The sequence below is a fragment of the Agrobacterium albertimagni AOL15 genome (assembly GCF_000300855.1).
GTDB lineage: Bacteria > Pseudomonadota > Alphaproteobacteria > Rhizobiales > Rhizobiaceae > Allorhizobium > Allorhizobium albertimagni.
The window spans coordinates 243569-256087 of sequence record NZ_ALJF01000010.1 but is presented as its reverse complement, the minus strand read 5'-3'; the positions used below and the strand labels follow the sequence as shown (position 1 = coordinate 256087).

Here is a 12519-nt window from a genome sequence, read left to right as displayed (position 1 = left end):
CCTCATGCCAGCCTGTGCATCCAGAATTGCGGCGCGACCTTCTCGCGATCGAGGAAGAGCTTGAGCCTTGCCTCGTCGGTCACGTTGTTCGTCGCATAGTCGGCGGCGTGGATCCCACCGGAGATGTAGAGGAGATCGAGGCCGGCATCGATGGCACCCTTGACGTCGGTCGGCATGCCGTCGCCGATGGCAAGCACGCGGGACTTGTCGAACTCGCCGCGGGCTTCGCGGGCAGCCGCCAGCGTCGCTTCATAAATCGGGCTGTGCGGCTTGCCGGCAATGCGGGTCTCGCCACCGAGTGCGGTGTAGAAGGCAGCGACTGCGCCGGCGCAAGGGATGATGCGGTGGCCACGCTCGACCACGAGATCGGGATTGGCGCAAATGAACGGCACCTTGCGGGCAACGAAGGCGGTCAGCATGTCGCGGTAATCTTCGGGCGTCTCGACCTCGTCGTCGAAGAAACCGGTGCAAACGACGCAATCGGCTTCGTCAGCCGAAACAACCGTCACGTCGAGACCGTCGAAGAGCGGCATGTCCCGCTCGGGACCGAGCAAGAACACCTTCTTCGGGCCGGCAGCGATCAGCGTACGCGTGACGTCACCCGAGGTGACGATGCGGTCATAGGCCGTGTCGGGCACGCCGATGGCGCGCAGCTGCGGGATCACGCCGATGGCCGGCCGGGGCGAGTTGGTGATCAGCACCACCGTCAGGCCCTTTTCGCGGGCTGCCGTCAGCGCTTCACCGGCGAGCGGAAAGGCATCGATGCCATTGTGCAGCACGCCCCAGACATCGCAGAGGATGACATCATAGGAGCCGGTCACGTCGCCGAGGGTGGAAATGCTGCGGGTCATCGTCTGTCCTGACTGGTCAAAGTGTGACCGGTGACATGGCAAAGGACGGGCGGCAAGGCAAGGGGCAAGCGCGCCGGAGATCGAAATTGCTCCGGCTGCCCGCACCGCATCAGAGCAGGAAACGAGCCGCGAGACCAAGCGCTCCGGCGGCGAGAAGTGTCTTGCCGATGCCAAGGTGGAAGCGGAAGATCATCACGGCAGACAGGACGGCGATGACCAATGCTTGCCAGTCGAGGGACGACCAGCTGGGATACGGCAGGGAGAGGGTGAGCGGGCCGAGAGCGGTGAGCGTGGTCGGCTCCACCTCGGTGAAAATCACATGCAGCGCAAACCAGACCGCCAGATTGAGAATGACGCCGACCACGGCTGCCGTGATGGCCGAGAGGGCAGCGCTGAGGAGCCGATTGCCGCGCAGGCGCTCGATATAGGGAGCGCCAGCGAAGATCCAGACGAAGCTCGGGATGAAGGTAGCCCAGGCGGCGATCACGCCACCGAGCAGCCCGCCGACGAGTGGATCGAGTGCACCGCTCTGACGGAAGCCGGCGAGGAAACCGACATAGGAGAGCACGAGGACCAGCGGTCCCGGCGTCGTTTCGGCCAGCGCCAGACCATCGAGCATTTCGCCGGGTTTCAGCCAGGCATAGTGATCGACGGCGACCTGCGCGACATAGGCGAGCACGGCATAGGCGCCGCCGAAAGTGACGAGCGCCATCTTGGCGAAAAACGTCTGGACCTCGGGAAGTGCCGTTTCCGGCAGCAGCAGCCACAGAAGTGGCAGGGGTGCGAGCCAGACTGCGACCCAGAACAGCAGCGTTGCGATCTGACCGAGAAGCGGTGGTCTTGCACGCACCTCTTCGGTGATCTCGACGGCGGCCGAGGTGGTGCCTCGGGCGTGAACGAGGCCCGCCAGGGCTGCCGCAAGCACGACGAGGGGAAACGGCAGAGAAAAAAGAAAGAGCGCGATGAAGGCGGCCGCCGCGAGGCCGCGATGGAAACCGCTTTTCAAGGCCCGTTTGCCGATCCTGACCACAGCTTCCACGACAATCGCAAGAACCGCCGCCTTAAGGCCGAAGAACAGGCCGGTGACAAGGCTCGCCTCCTGATAGACCGCATAGAGGCCGGACAAACCAAGGATGACGGCCAGACCCGGAGCGACGAAGAGCAGACCCGCGACGATGCCGCCGCGCACGCCGTGCAACAGCCAGCCGATATAGGTCGCGAGCTGCTGGGCTTCGGGCCCCGGAAGCAGCATGCAATAATTCAGGGCATGCAGATAACGGTCCTCGTCGATCCAGCGCTTTTCCTCGACGCAGATCTTGTGCATCAGCGCAATCTGCGCGGCGGGACCACCGAAGGACATGAGGCCGATGCGGGCGAAGGCAGAGACCAACTCGGGAAATGCTGGCGAAACCTGGGGCTGCAGGGAAACTTCACTTGCGTGGATGTCGGTGGAATTCGCCGGCATTCACCAGTCCTTTTTTCACGCGCTCGCTTGACTCGGCCGAGCGCTGTTCTTATCTCAACCTCGCTGGCACTCACCAAGGGCGAGTGCTAACAGTATCGATGCGGACCCGCTCTGCGGTCCGCGAATGTCATTTGATCGAGGGATTAGACAATGGCAAGCACAACTTTCCGTCCGCTTCATGACCGCGTTGTAGTCAAGCGCGTCGAGTCTGAAGAAAAGACCAAGGGCGGCATCATCATTCCCGACACCGCCAAGGAAAAGCCCGCTGAAGGCGAAGTCATCGCTGTTGGCCCTGGCGCCCGCGACGAAAGCGGCAAGCAGGTTGCCCTCGACGTCAAGGTCGGCGATCGCGTCCTGTTCGGCAAGTGGTCCGGCACCGAGGTCAAGCTCGATGGCGTCGACCTGCTGATCATGAAGGAAGCCGACATCATGGGCGTCATCGGCTGATTTCAGCGCGATCACCCCTCTTCCTGTTTAACCAAGTCAACAATGGGCTAGATGCCCGGGAGTTTGAACATGGCTGCTAAAGAAATCAAGTTTGGCCGCACCGCGCGCGAAAAGATGCTGCATGGCGTCGACATCCTCGCAGACGCCGTGAAGGTAACGCTCGGCCCGAAGGGTCGCAACGTCATCATCGACAAGTCCTTCGGCGCACCGCGCATCACCAAGGACGGTGTATCGGTTGCCAAGGAAATCGAACTCGAAGACAAGTTCGAAAACATGGGCGCCCAGATGGTCCGCGAAGTTGCTTCGAAGACCAACGACATCGCCGGCGACGGCACCACGACTGCTACCGTTCTTGCCCAGGCCATCGTTCGCGAAGGCAACAAGGCTGTTGCAGCCGGCATGAACCCGATGGACCTGAAGCGCGGTATCGACCTCGCTGTTGCAGAAGTCGTGAAGGACCTGCAGGCCAAGGCAAAGAAGATCTCGACTTCGGAAGAAGTTGCCCAGGTCGGCACGATCTCGGCAAACGGCGACACCCAGGTTGGCCGTGACATCGCTGAAGCGATGCAGAAGGTTGGCAACGAAGGCGTAATCACCGTCGAAGAAGCCAAGACCGCTGAAACCGAGCTCGAAGTCGTCGAAGGCATGCAGTTCGACCGCGGCTACCTGTCGCCCTACTTCGTGACCAACCCGGAAAAGATGGTCGCCGATCTCGACGACGCCTACATCCTCCTGCACGAAAAGAAGCTCTCGAACCTCCAGGCGATGCTGCCGGTTCTCGAAGCCGTCGTTCAGACCGGCAAGCCACTCGTCATCATCGCTGAAGACGTCGAAGGCGAAGCGCTTGCAACGCTCGTCGTCAACAAGCTGCGTGGCGGCCTGAAGATCGCTGCCGTCAAGGCTCCGGGCTTCGGCGATCGCCGCAAGGCCATGCTGGAAGACATCGCCATCCTCTCGGGCGGCACTGTCATCTCGGAAGATCTCGGTATCAAGCTCGAGTCTGTCACCCTCGACATGCTCGGCCGCGCCAAGAAGGTCTCGATCACCAAGGAAAACACCACCATCGTTGACGGTGCTGGCCAGAAGTCCGACATCGAAGGCCGCGTTGCCCAGATCAAGGCGCAGATCGAAGAAACCTCTTCGGACTACGACCGCGAGAAGCTGCAGGAACGTCTTGCCAAGCTCGCTGGTGGCGTTGCCGTCATCCGCGTCGGCGGCTCGACCGAAATCGAAGTCAAGGAACGCAAGGACCGTATCGACGACGCGTTGAACGCAACGCGCGCTGCTGTTCAGGAAGGCATCGTTCCTGGCGGTGGTACGGCTCTGCTTCGCTCCTCGACCAAGATCACGGTCAAGGGCGTCAACGACGACCAGGAAGCCGGCATCAACATCGTTCGCCGCGCCCTGCAGTCGCTGGTTCGCCAGATCGCCACCAATGCTGGTGACGAAGCTTCGATCATCGTCGGCAAGATCCTCGACAAGAACGAAGAGAACTACGGCTACAACGCCCAGACCGGCGAATTCGGCGACATGATCGCCATGGGTATCGTCGATCCGGTCAAGGTTGTCCGCACTGCCCTGCAGAACGCAGCTTCGGTTGCTTCGCTGCTGATCACCACCGAAGCCATGATCGCCGAACTTCCGAAGAAGGAAGCTGCTGGCGGCATGCCGGGCGGCATGGGTGGCATGGGCGGTATGGACATGATGTAAGACCCATCGGGTCTTACCATCGGGTCCATCAAAGCCGCCCATCACTTAGAGTGGTTCAGCGCGTCCAGCGCGCTGAACAGGCGGCATGGACATGATGGAAGACCTTCAGGTCTTGCATCTGAGCCAACCGGTTCAGTTACGGAAAGGGCGGACTTCGGGCCGCCCTTTTCTTTTGCGCGAGGATGGGATCGGGAGCCCTCGCACTTCCCTTCGTTGCAGCTCTAGTTCCTGAGAACCGTGCAATAGCCACCTGCGGCTCGGATCTCGGCGCAGAGCCTGTTCGCTTCGGCACGGGTCTCGCGGCCGATCCTTGCGGCGTAACGCGGGCTGTAGCCGAAATTGCCGCCGCGCTGGCGCACGATGAGCGCGCGCTCGGCATTGAGCGGTGCCGGCAGCCGGCTGATGGCTCGGGTGAACAGCTGATCGACCACGGCTGGCAGGAAATGCGCGGCCAATTGCACGCCCCAGGGCGCCCAATCGGCCGAGCCTGCAAAGACCGGCTCCTTCATCCGGCGCTTGTCGGCGAGCACCACGCAAGCATCTTGAAAGCTGGAGGCTTCATCAAGCGCCGGCGCCACCATCTCCGGTGGCTTGTCCCGCCACATCTCGACGGTGGCACCGGTGATGGCGAAGACATAATCGCGCGTTTCGATGGGCAGGCGTTCGGTGGTGAGGAACCGGGACAACCCGTTTTCGCCTGCATTATAGGCCGCGGCAGCAAAGCCGAAATTGCCGAAGCGCGTTTTCAATTCGCCAAGATAGGTGGCGGAGGCATCGAGCGCGTCCAGCACGTCAAAGCTGTTCGACAGCCCGCGCATGCGCGCCGTGCCGGGCATGAACTGGGCGATGCCTTCCGCCCCCTTCGGACTGACCGCCTCTGGCCGGAAGAGGCTCTCCCGCCAGATCAGGCGCGCGAAAAAGGCAGGCGGCACATCATTTGCCAGCGAGAAATGTTCTATCGCACCGCAGAGATCGGCGTTGAACGTGTCCCGCCTGATGCACAGCGAAGATGAGCCATAGGTTCCCTCGTAAAGACATTCCGGCTCATCGGCGGACGGCTCGGCCCGCGCGCTCGACGGCGCGGATGCAGCCGCAGTCACGAGAATGATACCCGTCAGGATGAGGGCTCGCCGCGTGACATCCATCCAGACCACTCCCGTCGACCGAACTTCGGATCCTTATCTTATTCGCGTTTACCACCAGCACAACCGGGGAGACCCTCGCCCCGCCCTTTCTCGTATCTCTCTTTGATAGATCCAAAGATGGCGAAGCTGGATCGGCCTGCGGGCGGTTGACAGTGGTCAGCATCGTAGAACAAGTTGCGTTGCACCGGATGTGTTCGCAAGTCACATCGGCGAAAAGACCTTCTTCGAAATTCTTAATTTTATATTATTCTAATATTTAGTGCTTTCAGAATTGAGACAGTTCTTGCACCAATTCGGGACATGAACCGTTTTCACGCTGAATAAATCATGGTATCGAAACTGTTAATTCCGATGCGTGCAAGATTTTCTTCTTCAACCTTCTTGTGGGAGTCGGTTGAAAGCCTGCTCTAACTTGCGCGCAAGGGGCGCACATCGTGGCGATTGGGGGCAACTCGCGACGGTGTTTTTCGCCTGCTGACCTTTCGGATCGACCGAAGGGTCTCAGCGTCGACATCGTGTCGTCCCGATGGACGGAAGCACGGTGTCTGCGGTTCTGGCGGACCGCTTGAAGAACCTGGTGAACGGGCATCCGCTCGCCGGCGTTTCCGGTTTTGGCCGGATGGGGTCGGCTGCGGGGTTCACATACTTCGGGCCGGGGAAATTGGGGCCAGTTCTGGCTATCGACTTGGGGAACGCCTTGTTCAAAATAGCAAATGCCAATCTTGCGACCACCTTTACGGTGAGCGAACAGGATGGAAACGGCCTGCTGGGGCAGCATGCCTGCCGTTTCGGACTGTCCGAGGACTGGACCGGCGACCTGACCAACGGCCTGCTGAAGCTCGGGAACCATGCACGCAGCCTTCATGGCCTCGAAAACCATGAATGCGGCCTGCTGACCGTGATGCGCTGCTATGACCAGGCCGATCGCGGACACATCCTGCGCCTGTTCGAACAGGCGGCAACGCAGCCGTCGCGCTTCTGCTATTCGACCACCATCGTATCGGGCGCCCAGCACCGGCAACCAGTGTTCTGCATCGGCGAGTCCTCCGGCTTCGAAGGCAGCGGCGGCAATATGGTCGGGCTGTTCATCTTCCCGCGTTTTCAACTGCCGGCGACAGCATCCGTCACGCCGAGCTGAGCCTTCTCAGGGCGAGATCAGAGAAGGCGCCGTGATCTGGCACCTTCTCTGAGGCTTTAATACCGCGTCAGTCGCGCGCCGGAATGTTCAGCCCCTTCTGACTTGCGGGGCGGGCCTCGGCCCGCGCCCACCAGTCAAGCACGCGCGGGAAATCGGCAAGGCCGATATCCTCCTCGCCGTCGTAGAATACCTTCAGGCAACGGACCCAAGGCCAGGTGGCAATGTCGGCGATGGTATAGTCCTCGCCCGTCAGCCACGGCCCCTTTTCGAGCTGCGCTTCCAACACGCCGAGCAGGCGACGGGTCTCGTCACGGTAGCGCTCCGCCGGATAGGGATTGTTGGTTACCTTGTCGGCGGCGAACTTGTGGAAATGGCCGTACTGGCCGAACATCGGGCCGACACCGCCCATCTGGAACATCAGCCATTGCAGGACCTCGTAGCGGGCCGCACCGTCCTTGGGGAGCAGCTTGCCGGCCTTGTCGGCGAGATAGATCAGGATCGCACCGGACTCGAAGAGGCCGATCGGCTTGCCGTCGGGACCATCGGGGTCGATCAGGGCGGGTATGCGACCATTCGGGTTGAGGGAGACGAATTCCGGGCTCTTCTGCGCATTCGTGCCGAAGTCCACCAGATGCGGCTCATAGGCGAGCCCGAGCTCCTCCAAAGCGATGGAGACCTTCACGCCGTTCGGCGTCGGCAGGGAATAGAGCTGGATGATGCCGGGATCGGCGGGCGGCCATTTCGCGGTGATGGAAAAGGTCGAAAGATCTGCCATGAGAGGCTCCTTTGCGCTTTGAACAGGGGGAAGGTAGGGAGCGCCGGCCGCGACGGAAAGGGCTGTTCAGCGAACGAGTTTGGCTTGAGCGTTTCGCTTTTGTGAACAATCAGTCAAAGACTGTTAACCTATGCCTGCGGCAAAAAAGCATGCATCTGAGGGGCAGTAACTGAAACCGCCAGGGCTTGGGGTTTCAGCGTCAACGCTCAACGGAGTTCCCCCATGTCCGCGACCAATAACGGCCTTCTCATTCTCGTGCGTATCCTTCTCTCCTTCATGTTCATCATGTCCGGCTTCGGCAAGCTGACCGATCCGGCCGGCACTGCCGGCATGATTTCCGGCGCTGGCCTGCCCGCCGCCGACCTCCTGGCCTATGCCGCCGGTCTCTACGAGCTGGTTGCCGGTCTCTTCATCCTCGTCGGCTTCCAGACCAAGATTACGGCCTGGACCATCGCTCTCTTCTGCGTGTTCACCGGTCTCGTCTTCCACACCGGCACCGTTGCCATTGAAGGCTGGCCGGAAGGTGCTCTCGGCTGGATCAACACGCTGAACCAGATCATGGTGATGAAGAACGTCACCCTGGCTGGCGGCTATATCGCGCTTGCCATCGTCGGCGCCGGCGCCTACTCGATCGACGCCCGCCGCGGTTCGGCCCAGGCCGTCGCAGCCTGATATCCCTGCCCCACAAGGCAAAACGAAACCCGCTGGAGCGATCCGGCGGGTTTTTTTCGTGTGCCCTCTTCACCTAAGACTTTTGCGCCAGCCAAATCGTGGCGCCACCGCATGTCGGATCTTCGATCACATGCTGCAGAACAACGAAGCCGTTTTCCGACAGTAGAGACCGATATTCTTCGGGATCGAGGCTTGCGTGATACAGTGGCTCGCCCTCGAACTCACCGACGGCCACGCCGGCTGATGGACCAGAAGTGAACATCAGGGTAGCGCCGCTTGCTGCATGGGATGCAAAGCGCGGAAACATTGCCCGCTGCGCCTCGGGTGTCAGATGGAAAAAACTGTGCCAAGCGACGATCGCTGCGAATGTCCGCTCAAGAGACAGCTCCCGCATGTCGCCAACATGAAAGTCGTGGCCCGGAAACCTCTCACGGCACAGGCGGATCAGCGGTTCGGAAACGTCGAGCCCGGTGACGATGAAACCTCGGCCAATCAGGTCCGCCGCGATGGGTTCGCCGGAACCGCAGCCGAGATCAAGCACATGGCCACCGGGATGCAACGGCGAGACCAGCCGATCCAGCCAGGGACGCTCGAAGCCGTCCTTGCCACGGACACGATCAAAGGCCTCAGCGTGACGCGCATACAATCCGGGAATGGCATCCGCGTAAGACATGGGTCCTCAGAGTATGCCGCGCACGGCCTCGATGATGCGGCCTATCATGGGATTGCCCTCGTGCTCCGGCTTCCTTGCCCGCACAAGGCAGGCCTCGGAGCGCAGGATAACGCCATCCGACAGCACCTTCAGGTGATTGGCGCGCAAGGTCGAGCCGGTCGAAGTGATGTCTACGATGATATCGGCCTGGCCGGCAGCGGGCGCGCCTTCCGTGGCGCCCAGGCTTTCGACGATGCGATAGAGCTGGATGCCGTGTTGGCGCGAAAAATGCTGCTGGGTCAGGCGCCAGTATTTGGTGGCGATGGCGAGACGGCGGCCATGGCGGGTGCGGAATTCGGCGGCGACATCGCCGAGGTCGGCCATGGTGTCGACATCGTACCAGACCTCGGGAACGGCCACGATGACATCGGCATGGCCGAAGCCGAGGCGGGCTGATATCTCGACGCGGGCGTCGGCTTCCGCCAGACCCTCGCGGATCAGGTCTTCGCCGGTCACGCCGAAATCGACGGTGCCATTGCCGATCTCGCGGGAGATCTCGGAGGCCGAGAGATAGGCGATCTCGACATCGTCGAAGCCTTCGACGCGGCCGCGATAGGAGCGGTCGTTCCCGACCGCGACGATCTTCATGCCCGCGCGCTCGAAGATGGCGGAGGCGTCGTCCTTCATGCGGCCCTTGGAGGGCAGACCGATGGTGATGGTCATGATGCGCTCCTTTCCATCTCGATCCGGTCGAGCCAGAGCGAGAAGCCGACGGCCGGGATATGCGTCTCGGCGCCGAGCAGCGTCAGCAGACGGTCGAAGCGGCCACCGCCGGCAAGGACTGCGGGCTCCCCCTTCGCCGCGACCTCGAAGACGAGGCCGGTGTAATAATCCAACGGGCGACCGAAGGCGGCGCGGTAGGTGATCTGGCCGAGATCAACGCCGGTGCTGGCGAGTGCTGCGACACGTTCGTCGAAGCGCGTGAGTGCTGCCCCAAGCTTCAGACCGGCGGCATCGGCAAAGCCGGCAAGGGCCGCAGAGGCATCGCCAAGGGGCAGTTCGAGCGAGAGGAATTCGCGCAGCAGCAGCAGGGCGGCGCCATCGAGTCGCGTCTCGGAGAGCTCCAGCTTTTCCTTCAGACGACGGGCAATCTCGGCCGGCGTGCGGCTGGCATTGGTGAGATAGCCGGTTTCCTGCATGGTCTGATCGATATGGGCGATCAGGGCCTCCTGATCGCCCTTGGCGAGAAGTGCGGAGACTTGCGGATCGAGACCCGGCACCGGCGTCGGCGTGGCAAGAGTGCGCAGCAACTGGTCGATCTGGGCGGAATTGCCGAAGGCCTGGATCAGGCGTTTCTGCCAGCCGGCCGGCAGGCCGAGTGCCTTGACGACGGCCTCGAACACGGACTGGTCGCCGAGGGTGATGCTGAGCGGCTTGGTCGGGAGGAGGCGGGTAAGGATCGCGACGCTGTCTGCAATGGCACGGGCATCCGAGGCGGCGATCGCGATGTCTCCGAGATCCTCGATACCAGCCTGATAGAATTCCTGCGGGCCTTCGCGTCGCTGGCGGAAGACTTCGCCGAGATAGGCATAACGCTTCGGCGTGCCGGTCGCGGTTTCGATATGGCGCAGGCAAACAGGGATGGTGAATTCCGGACGCAGGCACAAGCTTTCGCCGCGCTCGTTCTCGGTCAGAAAGATGCGGCGACGCAGGTCTTCACCCGCCATGTCGAGAAAGGGGGCGGCCGGCTGGATCACGGGCGTATCGACGCGGGTCGTGCCGCGGGATGTGAATTCCTGCAGGATGGTGCCGGCGAAATCGGGCATGTCGGTCAGGGGCATGGAATTGAACCTGGAATGTGTTGATACCCCCCTCTGCCCTGCCGGGCATCTCCCCCACACGGGGGGAGAGCGGGTTGGGGCCGACGTCTCGCGCTGATCCCACTCTCCCCCCGTGTGGGGGAGATGTCACGAAGTGACAGAGGGGGGTAAAACCACGAACTCAACTCAAACACCCTTCGCCCGACGACGGTCTTCTGCCTGGGCAGCCAGGATTTCCTTGACCTTCGCCACAAGCTCAGCCTCGGGCACAACCTCCTGCGCGACGCGGGCTTCGCGCCATTCGGCGTTGTCGGTGATCTCGCCGGAGAGGCGCTTGCCCTCTATCAGGTCCTTGATCTGGACCACGCCTTGCGCCCGCTCGTCGCCGCCCTGGATGATGGCAATGGGCGCGCCACGGCGGTCGGCATATTTCAGCTGGTTGCCGAATTTCTTCCAGTTGCCCTGGTACATTTCGGCGCGGATGCCCTCAGTGCGCAGCTGTTGCGTAAAGCGCTGGTAGCGGCCCATGCTTTCGACATCGCCGTCCATGACGGTAACGAGGACCGGGCCGAGGACTTCGTCCTGACCGAGCTTGCCGAGGTTCTTCAGCGCCGTCATCAGGCGCGAGACGCCGATCGAGAAGCCTGTCGCCGGGACCGGCTGGCCCATGAAGCGCGAGACGAGACCATCATAACGCCCGCCGCCGCCGACCGAGCCGAAGACGACCTTTTCGCCCTTTTCATTGGTGACGTCGAAGGTGAGTTCGGCTTCGTAGACCGGGCCGGTGTAGTATTCGAGACCGCGGACGACGGAGGGGTCGATCTTGATGCGGGAGCGATCATATCCAGCGGCCTCTACGAGTTCAGCGATCATTCTGAGCTCTTCAATGCCTTCCCTTGCGAGATTCGCGTGACCGAAGTGCACCTTTAGACCGTCAACCACGCCCTTGTTGCTTTCAACGAATTCACTTATGCGGCCATCAGGAATGCTCTTGTATTCAAGCGAAGAGGGGTTCGCGCCACGAACGGGTTCCAACTCAGTGAATTGGTTGAGCAGCACGTAGACCATCAGTCGATTAATCTGTTGGTCATCCAGCCCCGCACCCTTGGTAAAGTCGCCAGACTCATCCTTACGGCCTTCGCCGAGCAAGAGCTTCACGCCTTCCGCGCCGAACTTGTCGAGCTTGTCGATCGCCCGCAGCACGTTCAGCCGACGCCCCCCATTCTCCTCGCCGCCGAGGCCGATGGCCTCCATCACGCCGTCCAAAACCTTGCGGTTATTCACCCGGATCACATAGTCGCCACGCTTGATGCCGAGCGCTTCCAGCGTGTCGGCCATCATCATGCACATTTCGGCATCGGCCTGGACGCCGGGCGCACCGACAGTGTCGGCGTCGAACTGCATGAACTGACGGAAGCGTCCAGGACCCGGCTTTTCGTTACGGAAGACATAGCCTGCGCGATAGGTGCGGAACGGCAGCTGGATTTCCTGGAAGTTCTCCGCGACATGACGGGCCATCGGCGCCGTCAGGTCGTAGCGCAGCGACATCCACTGCTCGTCGTCGTCCTGCAGCGAGAAGACGCCTTCGTTCGGGCGGTCGCTGTCGGGCAGGAACTTGCCGAGCGCATCGGTGTATTCGAAGAGCGGGGTCTCGATCGGGTCGAAGCCGTAGCGCTCATAGACCTCGCGGATGGTCTCCATCATCTGGTTGGCAGCGCGGATGTCGGCAGCCTCGCGATCGACGAAGCCGCGCGGCAGGCGGGCCTTCAGCTTCTGGGGCTTCTTGTTCTTATCGCTCATGATGACAACCGGAATTTCGTTTCAAAAAGGTGCCGGTGTCTTAG

12 protein-coding genes are annotated in these 12519 nt (G+C 61.7%); 4 read left to right on the top strand and 8 right to left on the bottom strand.

Annotated features, from left to right (window positions below):
• Window positions 1-2 precede the first annotated feature (2 nt).
• Together QWE_RS13010 and chrA are read right to left on the bottom strand one after the other, a co-directional pair.
• On the bottom strand, window positions 3-851 hold the full coding sequence (locus QWE_RS13010) for a TIGR01459 family HAD-type hydrolase (RefSeq protein WP_006726596.1): 849 nt from the start codon (window positions 849-851) through the stop codon (window positions 3-5).
• 109 nt (window positions 852-960) lie between these two features.
• Window positions 961-2316: a chromate efflux transporter gene (gene chrA / locus QWE_RS13005; protein WP_006726595.1), complete on the bottom strand. Its 1356-nt coding sequence runs from the start codon at window positions 2314-2316 to the stop codon at window positions 961-963.
• Window positions 2317-2466: 150 nt separating this feature from the next.
• Between chrA and groES the strand changes: the two genes are divergently transcribed.
• Window positions 2467-2763: a co-chaperone GroES gene (gene groES / locus QWE_RS13000; RefSeq protein WP_006726594.1), complete on the top strand. Its 297-nt coding sequence runs from the start codon at window positions 2467-2469 to the stop codon at window positions 2761-2763.
• 69 nt (window positions 2764-2832) lie between these two features.
• Entirely contained in the window at window positions 2833-4473 is a 1641-nt protein-coding gene (gene groL, locus QWE_RS12995) for a chaperonin GroEL (protein ID WP_006726593.1), read from the top strand.
• A 221-nt stretch (window positions 4474-4694) separates the two neighbouring features.
• Here the strand turns inward: groL and QWE_RS12990 are convergent, their stop codons facing one another.
• The gene (locus tag QWE_RS12990; protein WP_006726592.1) at window positions 4695-5618 is read right to left on the bottom strand and encodes a lytic transglycosylase domain-containing protein; all 924 of its coding nucleotides are present in this window, start codon (window positions 5616-5618) and stop codon (window positions 4695-4697) included.
• A 697-nt stretch (window positions 5619-6315) separates the two neighbouring features.
• Here QWE_RS12990 and QWE_RS12985 point away from each other — a divergent pair.
• Window positions 6316-6756, top strand: coding sequence for a hypothetical protein (locus tag QWE_RS12985; protein WP_006726591.1), 441 nt, complete (start codon window positions 6316-6318; stop codon window positions 6754-6756).
• Window positions 6757-6823: 67 nt separating this feature from the next.
• On the opposite strand, the gene QWE_RS12980 is transcribed toward QWE_RS12985, so the two are convergent.
• Window positions 6824-7531, bottom strand: a complete 708-nt coding sequence (locus QWE_RS12980; protein ID WP_006726590.1) for a glutathione S-transferase family protein — start codon at window positions 7529-7531, stop codon at window positions 6824-6826.
• A 222-nt stretch (window positions 7532-7753) separates the two neighbouring features.
• Between QWE_RS12980 and QWE_RS12975 the strand changes: the two genes are divergently transcribed.
• Entirely contained in the window at window positions 7754-8203 is a 450-nt protein-coding gene (locus QWE_RS12975) for a DoxX family protein (protein ID WP_006726589.1), read from the top strand.
• A gap of 73 nt (window positions 8204-8276) precedes the next feature.
• Here the strand turns inward: QWE_RS12975 and QWE_RS12970 are convergent, their stop codons facing one another.
• The 4 genes from QWE_RS12970 to hisS all read right to left on the bottom strand — a co-directional run bounded on the left by QWE_RS12970 (window position 8277) and on the right by hisS (window position 12475).
• Window positions 8277-8876, bottom strand: a complete 600-nt coding sequence (locus QWE_RS12970) for a class I SAM-dependent DNA methyltransferase (RefSeq protein ID WP_006726588.1) — start codon at window positions 8874-8876, stop codon at window positions 8277-8279.
• Between the two features lie 6 nt (window positions 8877-8882).
• Complete coding sequence (hisG, locus tag QWE_RS12965) at window positions 8883-9578, bottom strand: ATP phosphoribosyltransferase (protein ID WP_006726587.1); 696 nt, start codon at window positions 9576-9578, stop codon at window positions 8883-8885.
• Window positions 9575-10696, bottom strand: coding sequence for an ATP phosphoribosyltransferase regulatory subunit (locus QWE_RS12960; protein ID WP_006726586.1), 1122 nt, complete (start codon window positions 10694-10696; stop codon window positions 9575-9577). Before QWE_RS12960 ends, hisG begins: the two co-directional genes overlap by 4 nt.
• A 165-nt stretch (window positions 10697-10861) precedes the next feature.
• On the bottom strand, window positions 10862-12475 hold the full coding sequence (gene hisS / locus QWE_RS12955; protein WP_006726585.1) for a histidine--tRNA ligase: 1614 nt from the start codon (window positions 12473-12475) through the stop codon (window positions 10862-10864).
• Window positions 12476-12519 lie beyond the last annotated feature (44 nt).